The following is a 16,590-nucleotide window of genomic DNA, read 5'->3' on the forward strand; positions in this document are numbered from 1 at the left end:
GATTAATAATGTGACATTATCAAAATAATAGCGTTTTGATGGTTTGCTAAAAATCAAGGTAGCCGATCTTTGGCACGCTGCGGGGCAAAATCAGCGCATTAACGCGCTTTGACACGGGCAGGCTTCAGCTAAACGATTGAATTTACGCAAGCCGCCAAAAGAAAAACCCCCATGCCGCAAGAGCAAGAGGGTTTCTTATACTGGCATAGCAAGTGCGGAATTCTACACTTTCATGCCGTTGATATGGCTCACTCGTAGTGGAAGTGTGCGCGCTTTACGTTGCACAGCACTTCGTAGCCGATGGTGCACGCGTGCGCCGCCACATCGTTCACGCTGATATTGTCGCCCCACAGCTCTACGGTACTGCCTACGCCAGCCTGCGGGATGTCGGTGAGGTCTACCGTCATCATGTCCATCGATACGCGGCCGATCACACAGCTACGGACACCATCGATCAGCACCGGGCTGCCGGTGGACGCCAGGCGCGGGTAGCCGTCGGCGTAGCCGCAGGCCATCAGGCCGACACGGGTGGGCCGTTCGGTATGGAACGACGCGCCGTAGCCTACCGGCTCGCCCACACCCAGCTCGCGCACGCCGAAGATGCGGGTGGTGAGCTGCATCACTGCCTTGAGGCCAACGTTGGCCGCATGATCTGCCGGTAGCGGCGTGGCGCCGTACAGCATGATGCCGGGGCGGCCCCAGTCGCGATGCGCGTCGGCGTGGATCATGATACCGGCCGAGTTGGCCAGGCTGGTTTCCCCGCCCAGGCCGGCGGTGGCGGCGTCAAACGCGGCAATCTGCGCGTCGGTAGCCGGGCAACCTGGCTCGTCGGCACGGGCAAAGTGCGTCATCTTGACGATGGCGTCCACCTTGCCGCTCTCTTGCAGCTCGCGGTAAGCGGCGGCGTAATCGGCGGGGAAGAAACCGGCGCGGTGCATGCCGGAATCCATCTTCAGCCACACGCGGTACGGCTTGGTAGCAGGTGCGGCCAACAGCATGGCCAGCTGCTCGCGGTTTTGCACCACCAGCCACAGGTCGTGCGCTTGCACCTCGGCCAGCTCGGCCGGCTCGAACACGCCTTCCAGCAGCAGGATGGGCAGGCTGATGCCGGCCGCACGCAGCTGCAGCGCTTCTTCCAGGCAGGCCACGGCGTAACCGTCGGCCACGTCGGCCACCGCCTGGGCGCAGCGCACCGCGCCGTGGCCGTAGGCGTTGGCCTTCACCACGGCCAGCGCGCGGCTGCCGTGCTGCTGGCGCGCCAGCAGGTAGTTATGTCGAAAATGATCCAGGCGGATCGAAGCAATCAATGGGCGCATGGCAGTCTCAGGCTTTGGCCGCAGCGGGCTGGAACATCGGCACCACCAGGGTTTCGCCTTGCTTGGCGTAACGCTGCATCGACAGGCCGTCTACCAGGATTTCCGGCTGCGTGCCGGTGATCAGGTCGGCCAGCACCTTGCCGGAACCGGCGCACATCGTCCAGCCCAGCGTGCCGTGGCCGGTATTCAACGACAGGTTGGCAAAGCGGGTACCGCCGATAATCGGCGTGCCGTCCGGGGTCATCGGGCGCAGGCCGGTCCAGAACTCGGCGCGAGATACGTCGCCGCCGTCCGGGTACAGGTCGGTCACCACCATTTCCAGCGTAGCGCGGCGTTTCGGGTTCAGGCTGAGGTCGAAACCGGCCAGCTCGGCCATGCCACCTACGCGGATGCGGTCGTCAAAGCGGGTGATGGCAATCTTGTAGGTCTCGTCCAGTACGGTAGATACCGGCGCGCCCTTGGCGTTGGTGATCGGCACCGTCAGCGAGTAGCCTTTTACCGGGTACACAGGGATATCGATACCGATAGCCTTGACCATCTCGCGCGAGTAGCTGCCGGTAGCAACCACGTAGTGGTCGGCGGTGAGCAGTTCGCCCTCCACCACTACGCCGGTGACTTTGTCGCCGTAGGTCTGGATGCTGTCGATGCTCTTGCCCCACAGGAACTTCACGCCCAGCCCGGCGCACATTTCGGCCAGGCGGGTGGTGAACATCTGGCAATCGCCGGTATCGTCGTTAGGCAGGCGCAGGCCACCCTTCAGTTTGTGCTTGGTCTTTTTCAGCGCCGGCTCGATGCGGGCGCAACCGTCGGCGTCCAGCACTTCGTAGGCCACGCCGCACTCTTTGAGTACTTCGATGTCCTTGCCCATGGCGTCCACTTGCTGCTGGCTGCGGAACAGCTGCAGCGTGCCGCCTTCGCGGCCTTCAAAGCCCAGGCCGGTTTCGGCTTTCAGCTCGCGGATCTTGTCCCGGCTGTACTCGGCCAGGCGCATCATACGACCCTTGTTGACGTTGTAGGCCTGCGGGTTGCAGTTGGCGAACATGCGCGCCATCCATTCCCACTGGTAGGTGCTGCCATCCACGCGGATAGCCAGCGGGGCGTGCTTCTGGAACAGCCATTTCACCGCCTTGGCCGGGATGCCGGGCGCCGCCCACGGCGCAGCGTAACCCGGGGAGATCTGGCCGGCATTGGCAAAGCTGGTTTCCAGCGCCGGGCCGGGCTGACGTTCCACCACGGTAACGTCGACGCCGGATTTGGCCAGATACCATGCAGTGGAAATACCGATGACCCCACCACCAAGAACGATGACTTTCATGTTTACCTCCAGGCTACCCTGTTGAAACAGGACAGCGCGGGCTGTCCTGTCGTGTGTGCAATCGGCGGCTTTTGCCGCTCAGTGAATTTGCGTAGTATATTGATTAAAACGCAGTTTTTTTCACTTATGTTTAATAACAGCACAGAGCATTTCACCACAAAAAAAGGCTAAAACAGTGAAACCGCAACGCACAATAGACAGATCACGCCAGCTGGACAAAGTGGACATCAAAATCCTGCAGCTGCTGCAGGCCAACGCCCGCATCGCCATGACAGAGCTGGCAGAAAAGGTGGGGCTGTCCACCACCCCCTGCACCGAGCGCGTGCGCCGACTGGAACGCGAAGGCGTGATCGAGGGCTACCACGCCCGCCTGAACCCCCAGGCACTGGGCGCCAGCCTGCTGGTGTTCGTGGAGATCAAGCTCTCAGCCAAGTCCGGCGACATCTTCGACGCCTTCCGCCGCGAAGTACAGAAGCTGCCCGACGTGCAGGAGTGCCACCTGGTATCGGGCGAATATGACTACTTATTAAAGGTGCGCTTACCCGACATGTCCATGTACCGCAAGATTCTGGGCGACATCCTGCTAAAGCTGCCGCAAGCGAACGAATCGCGCAGTTACGTGGTCATGGAAGAAGTCAAAGAGACCCTGCAGCTGAATCTGGAAGCCTGAAACCGTCATACCACGTGACTTGACGGCCATTCCTGACTAAGCTGCCGGCAATGACAACCGACTCCAACAGCCCGTTATGAATACCCTGATCCTGCTGGACCGACTGCCAGACCCACTCATGCAAGACGGTTTTGCCCAGCGCGAAGCACTGAAAAGCCTGGGCCGCCAGCTGGCCTTACAGGCAGCCTCGCAACTGATGTCGCTACCACTGCGCCACTTCGCCATGGATAGCGACAAGCCGCCCTTCCTGCTGCTGGAAGGCGCACCGGCACCACTGGGGCTATCCATCAGCCACAGCGGGCCATGGGTAGCGGCGGCCGTGTCGGCCTGTCGCCCGCTGGGTATGGATATCGAACAAACCGCCAAGCCCCGCGATGCCGACGATCTGGCAGAGCTGCTCTCGGCTGACGAAGCCGCCTGGCTGGCCGAGCTGCCTGAAAACAGCCTGCCAGGCGACCCGTTCTGGCGCATCTGGACGCTGAAAGAGGCACTGGGCAAGTACCACGGCCGGCGCTGGGAAACACCACAACAGACGGGCAGCATTCACCAGCTGGAGCACTACGCCGCCCACCTAGCACTGCCGGATAGCGGGCTGATGCTGGCCATTACCGCACCGGCAGCACTGGACTGCCAGCTGCAATGCGGCCAGCAAAAAGCCGCACGCGTCAAACTGCAGCCGTGGCCGGGCTACCAGCGCCGCTAAGTTGCCGGCTGACGGGGCTGCCGCCTGCCTGGCAGCAGCCCACACCGTGCGACCAACCATTACGGTGCACACCAAGCACAATATCAGTGCACAAACTGCCTTGCGCACCAAATACTTGCATCAAATCGCCCGCCTAGCGCGCCACCCGCCTGCACCGCCCCACTGCCGGGCAACCACCCATACCGCCCGCACCGAAACAGCTCATCTGGCACTGTTATTGCTCACCTTGCACCAGAATATCCATCAGGGAGCAAGAGATGCCTGCCACCACCCCCAACGACGTACTGTTCCTGCTGCTAGGCGCGGTGATGATTCTGGCCATGCACGCCGGCTTTGCCTTTCTGGAGCTGGGCACCGTGCGCAAGAAAAACCAGGTCAACGCGCTGGTGAAAATCCTCACCGACTTTGCCGTGTCGGCCATTGCCTACTTCTTTGTCGGCTACAGCGTGGCCTACGGCGTGAACTTTCTGGCCGATGTAAAGCACATCAGCCAGGCCAATGGCTACGAGCTGGTGAAGTTCTTCTTCCTGCTCACCTTCGCCGCCGCCATCCCCGCCATTGTGTCCGGCGGCATTGCCGAGCGCGCCAAGTTCCACCCGCAGTCCGCCGCCACCTTCCTGCTGGTAGGCCTGGTGTACCCGTTTTTTGAAGGCATCGCCTGGAACGGCCACTTTGGCGTGCAAGACTGGCTGACGGCCAACCTGGGCGCACCGTTTCACGACTTTGCCGGCTCGGTAGTGGTACACGCGGTAGGCGGCTGGATCGGCCTGGCCGCCGTGCTGCACCTGGGCGCGCGCCGCGGCCGCTACAGCAAGGAAGGCCGCGTGGCCGCCCACCCGCCGTCGTCCATCCCCTTCCTGGCGCTGGGCGCGTGGATCCTGATCGTGGGCTGGTTCGGCTTTAACGTGATGAGCGCCCAGAAAATCGCCGGCATTTCCGGCCTGGTAGCCATGAACTCGCTGATGGCCATGGTAGGCGGCACGCTCACCGCCATGTGGCTGGGCAAGAACGACCCCGGCTTTATCCATAACGGCCCGCTGGCCGGCCTGGTAGCCGTGTGCGCCGGTTCCGACATCATGCACCCTATCGGTGCCCTGATCGTGGGCGGCGTGGCCGGTGCCATGTTTGTGTGGCTGTTCACCCTCACGCAAAACCGCTGGAAGATAGACGACGTGCTGGGCGTGTGGCCGCTGCACGGCCTGTGCGGCGCCTGGGGCGGCATTGCGGCCGGCATCTTCGGGCTGGAAGCACTGGGCGGCGCCGGCGGCGTCACGCTGCTGTCGCAGCTGGCCGGCACCGCAGCCGGTGTGGCCGTGGGCTTTGGAGGCGGCTATATCGTGTACGGCGTGCTGAAGAAAACCGTGGGCATCCGCCTGAGTGACGAAGAAGAATTCAACGGCGCCGACCTGTCCATCCACCAGATTACCGCCACGCCGGAACGCGAGAGCAACTGGTAAAGTTGGCCGCAAACCACCCCAAACCCCGCCAATGGCGGGGTTTTGTGCTTCTGTAATGCGGAAATATCGCAGAGCCGTGCGCGCCACAAGCAAACACTTGCCATGCATGTTAATAAGAATTATTATCATCAAAGGAGATGACATCATGACGCAAGCACCCGCACTGCACGCCAAAACTGCCGCCGACCAGCAGCCCTACACCGTGCTGGATACCCGCACCCTGTTTGTGCGCGACCGCCAGCTGCTGATCTGCCACCGTGGCGAGTATTACCGCCTGCAACTGACGCAAAACGACAAACTGATACTGGTGAAGTAACACCGCAACCACCCCACCGAGCCAGCCATCGCCAGCCACGGTGCCACGCATACAGGAGAAGATCCGTGTCCAAGGATCGCATTACCCTGGCGGGCATCTGTCTGACGACAGTGGCCCTGCCTGTTTTTGCCGACAGCCCCACCGTACTGGAAACCACCACGGTGACCGCCAACCGCATCAGCGAGCAGCTGGCCGACACCGCGCCGAATATCTCGGCCCTTGGCCGCAAGCAGCTGGACCGCCAACACGCCAGCGACCTCGACAGCCTGCTCGCGCAGGAACCCGGCGTGTCGGTGTCCGGCGACCAGGGCCGCCGTGGCAACGCCGGTGTCACCATCCGTGGCATCGAAACCAACCGCATCCTGATGCAGGTAGACGGCACCCGCCTGCCCGAAGCCTATATGAGCGGCGGCGGTGCCATTTCCGGCCGCGACCTGGTAGAGCCGGATACCCTGCGCCAGATCGACATCATCAAGGGCCCGGCGTCGGCGCTGTTCGGCAGCGACGCCATCGGCGGCGTGATCAGCCAGCACACCTTCGAGCCGGCCGATTTCGTCGACCGCGACAAACCGCTGCACTTCGGCCTGAAGCAATCGTACGACGGCGCCCGCCACGGCAGCGCCACCACCGCCACAGTAGCCGCCGCTGGCGACAATACCGCCGCGCTGCTGATGCTGACCCAGCGCCGCGCACACGAACTGGACACCCCGGCCAGCCGCGACATCGAAGGCGGCCAGCGCACGGTGGCCGACCCACAGCTGACCGACACCCGCAACGTGCTGGCCAAGGTAGCGCTAGGCCAGGACGGCCCGCACCAGCTGCTGCTGGGCGTGGAAAGCTTCGACCGCCAGCGCCAGACCGAGCTGCTCAGCGCCCGCGGCCCCGCCACCGGCTATACCGTGCGCGACCGCGACAGCGACGACGACACCCGCCGCCAGCGCTACAGCGCCGAATACCGCTACCAGGGCGACGGCAGCCTGGCTGCGGCCAACCTCAAGTTGTACCAGCAAACGCTGCGCAACGAAGACAAGGCAGTAGAAGTGCGCAACACCGGCACCCGCTACGAAAACCACCGTTTCGACCAGGACATCAGCGGGCTAGACGGCCAGCTGGAATGGCGCCTCGGCGAGCACCGCGTGCTGACCGGCATCGAAGCCACCCGTACCGACACGGCACGCCTGACGCGCACCACCGCCGGCAGCACCACCAGCAGCAGCAAGACCTTCCCCGACAACCGCAGCGAGCGCCTGGGCCTGTTCGTGCAAGACCAGTTCCGCGTGGGCAGCCTCACCGTTACCCCGGCGCTGCGCTACGACCGCTATACGATGACGCCGCAAAGCGACGCCATCTACCAGGCCAGCAGCGGCGGCGCGGTGCCGGTCAGCCGCTTTCAGGACAGCGCGTGGTCACCCCGGCTGGGCCTGAGCCTGCCGCTGGCCGACGGCATCACCGGCTTTGCCAACCTCAGCACCGGCTTTCGCGCACCGCCGTTCGACAGCTCGTTCATGACCTTCAACAACGCGCAGGCCGGCTACCGCATCATCCCCAACGCCAACCTGAAATCGGAAACCTCGCGCGGCATCGAGCTGGGTAGCAAATACCAGCGCGGTAGCGTCAGCGGCCAACTCACCGCCTTCTACAACCGCTACAGCCACTTCATCGACACCGTCACCCTGGGGAGCGACCGCGCCTCGCCGCGCGGCATTTTCCAGTACCAGAACCTGGACAGCGTACAGACGCACGGCGTGGAAGCCCGCGCCGGCTGGCAAGCCAGCGACGCGCTGCTACTGGACAGCAGCCTGGCCTGGGCGCACGGCAGCAACCGCAAAACCGGCACCCCGCTGAACAGCATCGACCCGCTGAAAGCCACGCTGGGCGCGCACTACCAGCAAGGGCAATGGGGTAGCGACGTGCTGATCACACTGGTGGCTGCTAAAACCCGCGCCGCCAGCGCCAGCCAGTTCAAGGCCCCCGGCTACGGCACGCTGGACGTGGGCGGCTGGCTGAAGCTGGGCAAGCAGACCACGCTGCGCGCCACCGTGCACAACGTGGGCGACAAGAAATACTGGCAGTGGGCCGACGTGAAAAACGTCACCGGCAGCGCTGTGGACTTCTACGCCCAGGCCGGCCGCAGTGTCAGCGCCAGCCTGGAAACCCGCTTCTGAAAGGACCGTCATGAACGCACCCGTTACCCTGCTACAGCGCTACGAGGCGCTGAAAGCCGAACAGACCCACCTGCGCCAGCGTGATGCAGCCACGCAGCTGGGCGTTAGCGAAGCGCAGCTGCTGGCCTGCCTGCCGGGCAGTACCCGCCTGCGCTGCGACCTGCCGGCACTGCTGCCGCGCCTGGCCGAGCTTGGCACACTGAAAGCCATCACCCGCAACGAACTGGCGGTACACGAGAAAGACGGCCGCTACGACAACCTGACGCTATCCGACAAAGTAGGCCTGGTGCTCAACCCCGGCCAGCTCGACCTGCGCCTGTTCCCCGCGCACTGGGCCCACGCCTACGCCGCCGAACAAGCCAGCCCGCGCGGCACGCTGCGCTCGCTACAGTTTTACGACGCCGCCGGCCACGCCATCCACAAGCTGTACCTGAAAGACGACAGCACCGTACCCGCCTGGCAGGCGCTGGTGGCCGAGTTTGCCGATACGGCCACCGCGTCGGTGTTCGACAGCAGCAATATCGAAACTGCCCCGGCCAGCCAGCCGCTGCCGGCCGGCTTCGACGCCGCCGCCTTTGCCGACGCCTGGCTGGCGCTGCAGGACGTGCACCACTTCCACGGCTTGCTGCGCAAACACGGCCTCACCCGCCAGCAAGCGTTCCGCCACGCGCCGGCCGGCCACGCCTGGCAGCTGGCCGGCGACGCGGTAGACCGCCTGCTGCGCGGCGCCGCCGACAGCGGGCTGCCGATCATGGTGTTTGTCGGCAACCGCGGCATGGTACAGATCCATACCGGCGCGCTGCAGCGCGTGCAACGCATCGGCGAGTGGCTGAACATCCTCGACCCCGGCTTCAACCTGCACCTGCAGGACAGCCGCCTGCAGGAAACCTGGCTGGTGCGCCGCCCCACGCGCGACGGCATCATCACCGCCATCGAAGCGTTCGACGCCGACGGCCACAGCATCGTCAGCTTCTTCGGCCAGCGCATCGAAGGCGAGCCGGAACTGGCCGGCTGGCGCGAGTTGGCCGCCGCCCTGCCGCGCAAGGAGGCCAGCCATGTGGCGTAAACGCCTGCCGCTATTGCTGGCGCTGGCGATGGCCCCCGCACTGGCCGCCGCACCGGCACAACCAGCGGCCGGCCCGCGCGTGGTGGCGCTGACCGCCGACGTGGCCGAAATCGTGCTGGCGCTGGATGCGCAGCACCTGCTGGTTGGCCGCGACAAGCTGGCGCGCCAGCCGCAGCTGGCAAAGGTGCCCGAGATCGGCAGCTCGCGCGCGCTGACCCCGCAGCCGGTACTGGCCAGCAAGCCCGACCTGGTGCTGGGCAGCGACCAGGCGCAGCCGCCCGCCATCTACGACCAGCTACAGGCGCTGGGGCTGAAGGTTGGCCGCATCCGCCACAGCGAAGACCCGGCGGCCTTTGCCGACGGCATCCGCCAGGTGGGGCAGGCGCTGGGACAAGCCGGGCGCGCCGAACAGCTGGCCGCACGCTGGCTGAAGGCGCTGCAACCGCAGGCCGGCAAGGGCAAGCGCGTGCTGTTCAGCTACGACGGCCGGCTGGTGGCCGGTAGCGGCACCGCCGGCGACGCCATCATCCGCGCCGCCGGCGCCGTCAACGCCGCCGCCGACGTGCAGGGCTTTTTGCCGATGACGCCGGAGGCGTGGCTGCGCGCCGCGCCGGACGTGGTGATCGTGGCCGCGCACAACGCGCCGGTGTTCGGCAGCCTGGCGGCGCTGAAGGCACGGCCGGAGCTGGCGGGCAGCCCGGCGGTGAAGGCAAACCGTGTGCTGGCCTGGCCGGCGGCCGACTTCCTGCGCCTGGGCGTAGCCAGCCCGGCCACGGTGCAAAAGCTGCGGGCGCTGGCGTCATGAGCGGCAGCCGCACGCTGGCCGCCCTACCCGCCTGGCCGCGCCTGCCGGGGGTAGGCCTGGGGTTGGCCGCACTGGGCGGGCTGGCGCTGATCTGGCTGCTGGCCGGCTTTGGCGCCGGGCAGTGGCAGGCGCCGGACTGGCACGACCCCATCGTGCGCCAGCTACGGCTGCCGCGCATTGCCAACGCGCTGCTGGTAGGCGCGGCACTGGCGATGAGCGGCGCAGCGTTGCAGGCGCTGTTCCGCAACCCGCTGGCCGACCCGGGGCTGATCGGCACCTCGTCCGGCGCGGCGATGGGGGTGATCGGCGTCATCGCGCTGGGCATCGGCGGCCTCAGCGTGCCGCTGGCGGCGTTTGGCGGCGGCCTGGCCGTTACCGCGCTGATCCTGCTGCTGAACCGGCTGCTGCAAGGCGGCCAGGCCGGGTTGCTGATCATCGGCGTAGTGGTGGGGGCGTGCTGCGGCGCCATGGTCAGCCTGCTGCTGTTCCTGTCTGACGACCTGACGCTGCGCGGCGCCATGAGCTGGCTGTCCGGCAGCCTGGCCGAAGCCCGCTTTGCCGAGCACGGCTACGTGCTGCCGGTGATGGCGCTGGGCGCGGCCATCCTGCTGCTGGTGGCGCGCGACCTGGACTGCCTGCTGCTGGGCGACGACACTGCCCGCTCGCTGGGCGTCAACGTTGGCCGCACCCGCACCCTCACCGCCGTTGGCGCGGCGCTGCTGGCCGGCGGCGCGGTAACGCTATCCGGCATCATCGGCTTTGTCGGCATGATGGTGCCCAACGCCATCGCCCTGCTGGGCGGCGGCACCCGGCGCCAGCTGATGCTGTGGTCGGCCTGGGTCGGCGCTTTGTTTTTGCTGCTGATCGACACCCTGGGCCGCGAGCTGGCCTACCCGGTAGACCTGCCGGCCGGCGTGATGGCGGCTTTTGCCGGGCCGGTGTTCTTTTTATGGTTGTTCCGTCGCTTGCAAGGAGGCCGCCATGCGCGCCCCCGCCTTTGAGCTGGACCACATCGCCGTGCATACCGGCGGCCGCTGCCTGTTCAGCGCCCGCCAGCTGCACATCCCCGCTGGCAGCCTGTGCGCCATCATCGGCCCCAACGGCGCCGGCAAGACCACGCTGCTGCGCGCGCTGGCCGGTTTTCATGGCGACTGCCACGGCCACAGCCTGGGGCAGCCGCTGCGCGCCGGCCAGCCGCGCCCGCTGGCCTGGGTGGGCCAGCACGAAGGCGCCGACAGCCCGCTGTGCGTGGCCGACTACGTGATGCTGGGCCGCCGCCCGCAGCTGGGCTGGCTGGGGCGCAGCAGCGCGGCCGACCAGCAGGCGGTGGCGCGGGCGCTGGACAGCATGGCGCTGCAAGGCCTGGCCGGGCAACGGCTGGCCACGCTATCCGGTGGCGAGCGCCAGCGCGCCGCCATTGCGCGGGCGCTGGCACAGGACACGCCGCTGATGCTGCTGGACGAGCCGTGCAACCATCTGGATATCCGCCACCAGCAATTACTGCTGCGCCAGCTACAGCAACTGGCGCGCCAGGGGCGCACTTTGGTGTGCGTGCTGCACGAGCTGCAACTGGCGGCCAACTTTGCCGACTGGCTGCTGCTGGTGGCCGACGGCGAGCTGGTGGCGCAAGGGCGGCCGGACGCGGTGCTGCACGGCGAGCTGCTCAGCCAGGTGTACCGCTGGCCGATCCGCGCCGAACGCCAGCCCGCTAGCGGGCGCTGGCAGCTGGACGTCTACGGCCACGGCGCCGTGGCCTGAGCCGCCCACTTTAGCCCCGGCGTTAAGACAAAAGCCCCTGTCTGGCGACAGGGGCTTTGCTTTGCAGGCGTGGCCGCGTCAGACCGGCGCGTAGCTGCCCACGCCGTCCGGCCAGCGTGTCAGCACGTCGTAGCCGTCTTCGGTCACCACCACCATGTGTTCCCACTGCGCCGACAGCGAGCGGTCCTTGGTCACCACGGTCCAGCCGTCGGCCAGCTGGCGGATGTCGGCCTTGCCGGCGTTGATCATCGGCTCGATGGTAAAGATCATGCCCGGCGCCAGCGTCAGGCCGGTACCGGGGCGGCCGTAGTGCAGCACCTCCGGCTCGGTGTGGTACACGGTGCCGATGCCGTGGCCGCAGTACTCGCGCACCACGCTAAAGCTTTCGCGCAGCGCCACCTGCTGGATGGCGTGGCCCACGTCGCCCAGGCGCGCACCGGGGCGCACGGCGCGGATGCCGGCGCACATTGCCTCGTAAGTGGTGTCCACCAGCCGTTTGGCCAGCGGCGATGGCTCGCCCACGTAGTACATGCGGCTGCTGTCGCCAAACCAGCCATCCTTGATCACCGCCACGTCGATATTGACGATATCGCCGTCCTGCAACGGCTTGTCGTCGGGGATGCCGTGGCAGATCACATGATTAACCGACGCGCAGATGGTTTTGGGGTAGCCGTGGTAGCCGATATTGGCCGGCTTGGCCTGCTGCACATTGATGATGTATTCGCGGCAGATACGGTCCAGCTCGTTGGTGCTGACACCGGGTTTCACGTACTGGCCGATCATCTGCAATAGCTCGGCCGCCAGCGCGCCAGCGCGGCGGGATTGTTCGATCTCGCCAGCGTTGCGGCGGATCACTTGTCGTTGGTTTGCCATCAGGCGTGCTCCTGCGTGGTAGGTGGCCAGGCGATACCCGACAGGCGCTCGCCGGCTTCTGCACGGATCAGCAGCTGGCAGATGTCGCTATAGCTCAGTTTGGGGTTGAGCTCGGCCAGCATGCCTACACGCAGCCAATGTTCGGCTTGCGCGTTGATGGAGCGGCTAAGCGCCCCGCTTGTCTGGCGCAAGGTCTCGTGCATCTGTTCGGAAATCTTGACGATACCCATGGCCGCCTCGTTATATGGTTTGTATACGATGCGTATATTACCAGCCCGCCGCATCACAAGCCACCCAGGCTGGCCAGCGCTGTGACAGGGCACGTCATGCACATTGGCTATTTAAAAAAGTATTCTGTATTTCAAGCACAACAAGCAAATCGATAGACGTAGCTGACAACCTTACAAAGGCAGACAAAGAAACACGCCACATGCTAAACAGAAGCTATCAATAAAAATATCGCATCTGACACACACAGGGAGATAAGCATGTTCGGTTTGTTCAAACAAAAAGAAGCCAGCAGCGCCAAAGACGAAGAAATACACCAGCTGCGCCAGATGCTGGACTGTGTAGACAACCTGATCATGCTGGCCGACACCACGCCGGACAACAAAATCATCTACATGAACAAGACCGCCCGCGAGCTGCTGTCGCAACACCGGGCCGCCATGAACCAGAAGTTTCGCCCTGGCGTAGATGTGGAAAAAGCCTTCGAACACTCTATCCACCAGTTTCACACCTCGCCCGAACGCATACGCGGCATTCTGCAAGACCTGGCCAGTGGCAAGCTGGCAGTACACAAAGCCATGATTCCGGTCGGCAATATCACCTTCGAGACCAAAATCTTCCCTATCTGGCGCCAGGGTAATAACCGCGAGTTGCTGTGTTTCATGGCCAGCTTCCGTGACGTGAGCTCCAGTGTCATCGCCGACAAGCTGGCGGCAGAAACCGCCAACCGCCGCCAGTTCCTGGAAGAGCGCGTGGGTGAAATCTCGCAAAACATGCAAGCCATGAGCGCCACCATCGAAAACGTGGCGGTTCAGACCGCCTCGGCATCCGAGTCGGCCGAGGTCATGCTGCGCGAAAGCCGGCACGGGGTCGCCATTGTGGACGAAACCAGCAAGAGCATGAAAACCGTGGCCGATATGGTACGCAGCACGGCAGACAGCCTGACCTCGCTGGGGCAGCGCTCGGAAGCCATTGGCCAGATCGTCAACGTGATCAAGGATATTGCCGACCAGACCAACCTGCTGGCGCTGAATGCCGCCATCGAAGCCGCCCGCGCCGGCGAAATGGGCCGCGGTTTTGCCGTGGTAGCCGACGAAGTCCGCAAGCTGGCAGAGCGCACCACAGCGGCGACGCAGCAGATCGGCGGCATGATCAAGGACATCCAGCAAGACGTGCAACAGAACGTTTCGGCTACCGAACAAAGCCGGCAGCAGGTTGCGGCGACCGAAAGCGACTTCCAGCGTGCGGAGGCAGCACTGATCAAGATCGTGGAAGAAGTCAACCAGATGCGTGACTTTGTCGTACAGATCGCCGAAGCCAGCGAAGAGCAAGCCGCCACCTCGCAAGACATTTCCGACAAGCTGGGCGATATCGCCCGCGGCTAGTGATTCACGCCACCACGGCACCGCACCCACGGGCAGCGTACAGCTGCTCGTTTGCATGGTGCTGCCGCTGGCCGATAATGGCCTTTTGATCCGGAGACCCCCGCATGAGCTTGCAGTCGGTACGTGACTTTTTTGCTGCCAGGTCGCTGGCAATCGACATCATCGAGCTGGAAACCAGCACCGCCACAGTAGCGTTGGCCGCAGAGGCACACGGCGTGGCTCCCGGCCGCATTGCCAAAACACTGGCGTTTCGCCTGGCCGACGAGCGCACCATTTTGCTGGTAGCGCGCGGCGACGCCCGCATCGATAACAAGAAATTCAAAGCCGCATTCGGCAAAAGCCGCATGCTGCCTGCCGAAGAAGTGCAAGCGCTAACCGGCCACCCGGTAGGCGGGGTGTGCCCGTTTGGCCTGGCGACACCGCTTCCGGTTTATGTGGATGTATCACTGCAGGATTTTGACGAAGTACTACCGGCAGCCGGCGATGTGCACACCGCCGTACGCATCAGCCCGGCGCAGCTGACCGAGCTGGTAAACGGGCAATGGGTGGATTGCTGCCAGGCACAAACCGCCGAAGCCTGACACGGCCAGCATGCAAAAGCCCTGCCGACAGTGCCGGCAGGGCTTTGTATTGATGCGGCAAGGTTGGCCGCAACACTTACATCACCGGCACCCCTACCCCCACAGCCTGCATACCGTCACCACCGCGGCTCTGCCCTGGCTGCGGCAGGGTAAAGAAGTCGATACTGGCTTTCAGCTCGTGCGCCATCTGCTCCATCTGCTCGGCCGAGCTGGACGTCTGCACCGCAGCAGTACTGGTTTCTTCCGACATCTGCGCTACCTGCTCCACATTGCTGGCCACCATGCCGCTGGCCGACTGCTGCTCGGCCAGCGCAATGGAAATGGACGCCACCGAGTCGTTGATGCGCGCCATATTGCTGCTGATACCGGTTACCGCCTCGCGTGCCTGCAGGGTTTGCTGCAAGCCGGCGTCCATTTCATCAACGGTAGCGTGAATGGTCTTGACCACCTGCTGGCTGCTGCTGACCATCTCGGTAATGATGGTGCCGATCTCGGCGGTAGACTGCGCGGTACGCTCCGACAGCTTGCGCACCTCGTCGGCCACCACGGCAAAGCCCCGGCCCTGCTCGCCGGCGCGTGCGGCCTCGATGGCCGCGTTCAGCGCCAGCAGGTTGGTCTGCTCGGCCACATCGCGGATCACCTGTACCACATTGGAAATCTGCTGCGATTTGGCACCCAGCAGGTCGGCTTGCTGCTGCGAGCCACGCGCCATATCGGCGACGGTATTGATGGTGCGCAGGGTGTGGTCGATGATGCGTTCCCCGTCACGTGCCAGCTTGCCGGATGCTTTGGCGTCTACCGACACGTCACGCGCGTTGTCGCTGACCGAGCTGATACTGACCGACAGCTGCTCAACCGATGCCGACATGGCGGCCGCGGCGCGGGTTTGCTCCTCGGTGCTGACTGCAACCTGCTCCGACGCGGCAGCCAGCTCGCTGGCGTTCACACTCAGGCGGCCAATGATGTTTTCCAGATTACGTACCAGCGCAATCAGCCCGCTTTGCATCGCCCCCATGGACGCCACCACGCTGCTGGTGTCGCCAGCGCGAATCTGCAGCTTCTGGCTCAGGTCGCCCTTGGCGATACGCTGCGCCAGTGCCACCACGTCCTTGGGCTCGCCCCCCAGCTGCGCCAGCAGGTTACGGATAATCTGCCAGGCCAGAACCGCGCCAAACAACACGCCCGCCACCATCAGCATGGCCGACAGGCGGGCGCTGAAATTGGCGCTGGCTTCCGACTTGGCATACTCCTGGGCAGCCACTTTCAGCTGCAAGTCAATCAGCGCCGAGATGCTGCCGGAGACCGGGTCCAGCGCAGGATAGAGTTGCTTGTTGTTGAATACCAATAGCGGCGCTTCGTCACCGGCCTCTACCAGGCGGCGCAGCTCGTCCACCGCGCCATCGGCACGCTTCATCGCCTGCTCGGCCTGGCCCGCCAGCGCCAGCTCCTGGTCGGTAAGGTAGGTGGAACGGTAGGCCTGCCACTCGGTGCCAATGGTGGCGCGGGCGCTATCCAATTCTTTCAGGAATGCCGATTTTTCCATGGCACCGGAATGGACTTTATGCGCTGCATCGACAATGCTCACCGCATAGCCGTCACTGACTTTCTTCAATTGCTGCAGCGGCACTACCCTGTCGTGATAAGTACTTGAAAAATCCTTCAAAATAGCCGACTGGGTATGCATGCCATAAGCACCCAGCGTCATGGCAATCGCCAGCAGAACAATGACCAGCACAGTCAGCCGCTGGCCGATAGTCAGTGTAGGCAACATGGCTAAGCTCCAAATTTCGATAAGTTTTGCAACTGAATTTTGCAAATTAAACTTATTGATATTTAGCGCCCCGCGTGGGTGCCGTCAATCGCAAACATGCGTTATAGGTATTTCTACCTAGCCAGTCACACGTCGCGATTCCAGCTAAAAAATGCCATCAACCGGCTTGTTTCACAGCACA

General features: G+C 64.3%; 16 protein-coding genes. 11 read left to right on the plus strand and 5 right to left on the minus strand.

Annotated elements, in window-relative coordinates; all coding sequences use genetic code 11:
• Window positions 1–248: 248 nt before the first annotated feature.
• The gene (gene alr / locus LCH97_RS06270) at window positions 249–1,316 is read right to left on the minus strand and encodes an alanine racemase (RefSeq protein WP_227304126.1); all 1,068 of its coding nucleotides are present in this window, start codon (window positions 1,314–1,316) and stop codon (window positions 249–251) included.
• Window positions 1,317–1,323: 7 nt separating this feature from the next.
• Complete coding sequence (locus LCH97_RS06275) at window positions 1,324–2,631, minus strand: D-amino acid dehydrogenase (protein ID WP_227304128.1); 1,308 nt, start codon at window positions 2,629–2,631, stop codon at window positions 1,324–1,326.
• Window positions 2,632–2,806: 175 nt separating this feature from the next.
• On the opposite strand from LCH97_RS06275, the gene LCH97_RS06280 reads away from it, so the two are divergent.
• The 9 genes from LCH97_RS06280 (at window position 2,807) to LCH97_RS06320 (ending at window position 11,571) form a co-directional block, all read left to right on the plus strand.
• On the plus strand, window positions 2,807–3,301 hold the full coding sequence (locus LCH97_RS06280) for an Lrp/AsnC ligand binding domain-containing protein (protein ID WP_227304130.1): 495 nt from the start codon (window positions 2,807–2,809) through the stop codon (window positions 3,299–3,301).
• Between the two features lie 76 nt (window positions 3,302–3,377).
• Window positions 3,378–4,004, plus strand: a complete 627-nt coding sequence (locus LCH97_RS06285; RefSeq protein WP_227304132.1) for a 4'-phosphopantetheinyl transferase superfamily protein — start codon at window positions 3,378–3,380, stop codon at window positions 4,002–4,004.
• A 257-nt stretch (window positions 4,005–4,261) separates the two neighbouring features.
• Window positions 4,262–5,461 (plus strand): ammonium transporter, encoded by a 1,200-nt coding sequence (locus LCH97_RS06290; protein ID WP_227304134.1) that lies wholly within the window; start codon window positions 4,262–4,264, stop codon window positions 5,459–5,461.
• Between the two features lie 145 nt (window positions 5,462–5,606).
• Window positions 5,607–5,777 carry a hemin uptake protein HemP gene (hemP, locus tag LCH97_RS06295; RefSeq protein WP_227304136.1) on the plus strand — a complete coding sequence of 57 codons (171 nt, stop codon included), beginning with the start codon at window positions 5,607–5,609 and terminating at the stop codon, window positions 5,775–5,777.
• Window positions 5,778–5,842: 65 nt separating this feature from the next.
• Complete coding sequence (locus LCH97_RS06300; protein ID WP_227304138.1) at window positions 5,843–7,942, plus strand: TonB-dependent hemoglobin/transferrin/lactoferrin family receptor; 2,100 nt, start codon at window positions 5,843–5,845, stop codon at window positions 7,940–7,942.
• Between the two features lie 10 nt (window positions 7,943–7,952).
• Window positions 7,953–9,008, plus strand: a complete 1,056-nt coding sequence (locus tag LCH97_RS06305; protein ID WP_227304140.1) for a hemin-degrading factor — start codon at window positions 7,953–7,955, stop codon at window positions 9,006–9,008.
• Window positions 8,998–9,813, plus strand: coding sequence for a hemin ABC transporter substrate-binding protein (locus tag LCH97_RS06310; protein WP_227304142.1), 816 nt, complete (start codon window positions 8,998–9,000; stop codon window positions 9,811–9,813). Before LCH97_RS06305 ends, LCH97_RS06310 begins: the two co-directional genes overlap by 11 nt.
• On the plus strand, window positions 9,810–10,814 hold the full coding sequence (locus LCH97_RS06315; RefSeq protein ID WP_227304144.1) for an iron ABC transporter permease: 1,005 nt from the start codon (window positions 9,810–9,812) through the stop codon (window positions 10,812–10,814). The genes LCH97_RS06310 and LCH97_RS06315 overlap by 4 nt, the downstream gene beginning before the upstream one ends.
• Window positions 10,795–11,571: an ABC transporter ATP-binding protein gene (locus LCH97_RS06320; protein WP_227304146.1), complete on the plus strand. Its 777-nt coding sequence runs from the start codon at window positions 10,795–10,797 to the stop codon at window positions 11,569–11,571. Before LCH97_RS06315 ends, LCH97_RS06320 begins: the two co-directional genes overlap by 20 nt.
• Before the next feature lie 78 nt (window positions 11,572–11,649).
• Here LCH97_RS06320 and map read toward each other — a convergent pair whose 3' ends face one another.
• Together map and LCH97_RS06330 are read right to left on the minus strand one after the other, a co-directional pair.
• Window positions 11,650–12,444, minus strand: coding sequence for a type I methionyl aminopeptidase (gene map, locus LCH97_RS06325; protein ID WP_227304148.1), 795 nt, complete (start codon window positions 12,442–12,444; stop codon window positions 11,650–11,652).
• Window positions 12,444–12,674 carry a ParD-like family protein gene (locus LCH97_RS06330; protein WP_227304150.1) on the minus strand — a complete coding sequence of 77 codons (231 nt, stop codon included), beginning with the start codon at window positions 12,672–12,674 and terminating at the stop codon, window positions 12,444–12,446. Before LCH97_RS06330 ends, map begins: the two co-directional genes overlap by 1 nt.
• Before the next feature lie 258 nt (window positions 12,675–12,932).
• Here LCH97_RS06330 and LCH97_RS06335 point away from each other — a divergent pair, with 258 nt between their 5' ends.
• Entirely contained in the window at window positions 12,933–14,057 is a 1,125-nt protein-coding gene (locus LCH97_RS06335; RefSeq protein ID WP_227304152.1) for a methyl-accepting chemotaxis protein, read from the plus strand.
• Between the two features lie 104 nt (window positions 14,058–14,161).
• Window positions 14,162–14,638, plus strand: a complete 477-nt coding sequence (locus tag LCH97_RS06340) for a YbaK/EbsC family protein (RefSeq protein WP_227304154.1) — start codon at window positions 14,162–14,164, stop codon at window positions 14,636–14,638.
• 76 nt (window positions 14,639–14,714) lie between these two features.
• Here the strand turns inward: LCH97_RS06340 and LCH97_RS06345 are convergent, their stop codons facing one another.
• Complete coding sequence (locus LCH97_RS06345) at window positions 14,715–16,409, minus strand: methyl-accepting chemotaxis protein (RefSeq protein WP_227304157.1); 1,695 nt, start codon at window positions 16,407–16,409, stop codon at window positions 14,715–14,717.
• Window positions 16,410–16,590 lie beyond the last annotated feature (181 nt).

This window comes from Vogesella sp. XCS3 (assembly GCF_020616155.1).
Classification (GTDB): Bacteria; Pseudomonadota; Gammaproteobacteria; order Burkholderiales; family Chromobacteriaceae; genus Vogesella.

Bases quoted from the DNA above. Each gene is read 5' to 3' on its own strand.
- LCH97_RS06275 (WP_227304128.1), bottom strand. From the start codon at position 2,631: ATGAAAGTCATCGTTCTTGGTGGTGGGGTCATCGGTATTTCCACTGCA.
- LCH97_RS06320 (WP_227304146.1), top strand. From the start codon at position 10,795: ATGCGCGCCCCCGCCTTTGAGCTGGACCACATCGCCGTGCATACCGGC.
- map (WP_227304148.1), bottom strand. From the start codon at position 12,444: ATGGCAAACCAACGACAAGTGATCCGCCGCAACGCTGGCGAGATCGAA.
- LCH97_RS06315 (WP_227304144.1), top strand. From the start codon at position 9,810: ATGAGCGGCAGCCGCACGCTGGCCGCCCTACCCGCCTGGCCGCGCCTG.
- alr (WP_227304126.1), bottom strand. From the start codon at position 1,316: ATGCGCCCATTGATTGCTTCGATCCGCCTGGATCATTTTCGACATAAC.
- LCH97_RS06335 (WP_227304152.1), top strand. From the start codon at position 12,933: ATGTTCGGTTTGTTCAAACAAAAAGAAGCCAGCAGCGCCAAAGACGAA.
- LCH97_RS06330 (WP_227304150.1), bottom strand. From the start codon at position 12,674: ATGGGTATCGTCAAGATTTCCGAACAGATGCACGAGACCTTGCGCCAG.
- LCH97_RS06345 (WP_227304157.1), bottom strand. From the start codon at position 16,409: ATGTTGCCTACACTGACTATCGGCCAGCGGCTGACTGTGCTGGTCATT.
- LCH97_RS06340 (WP_227304154.1), top strand. From the start codon at position 14,162: ATGAGCTTGCAGTCGGTACGTGACTTTTTTGCTGCCAGGTCGCTGGCA.
- LCH97_RS06310 (WP_227304142.1), top strand. From the start codon at position 8,998: ATGTGGCGTAAACGCCTGCCGCTATTGCTGGCGCTGGCGATGGCCCCC.
- LCH97_RS06305 (WP_227304140.1), top strand. From the start codon at position 7,953: ATGAACGCACCCGTTACCCTGCTACAGCGCTACGAGGCGCTGAAAGCC.
- hemP (WP_227304136.1), top strand. From the start codon at position 5,607: ATGACGCAAGCACCCGCACTGCACGCCAAAACTGCCGCCGACCAGCAG.
- LCH97_RS06290 (WP_227304134.1), top strand. From the start codon at position 4,262: ATGCCTGCCACCACCCCCAACGACGTACTGTTCCTGCTGCTAGGCGCG.
- LCH97_RS06285 (WP_227304132.1), top strand. From the start codon at position 3,378: ATGAATACCCTGATCCTGCTGGACCGACTGCCAGACCCACTCATGCAA.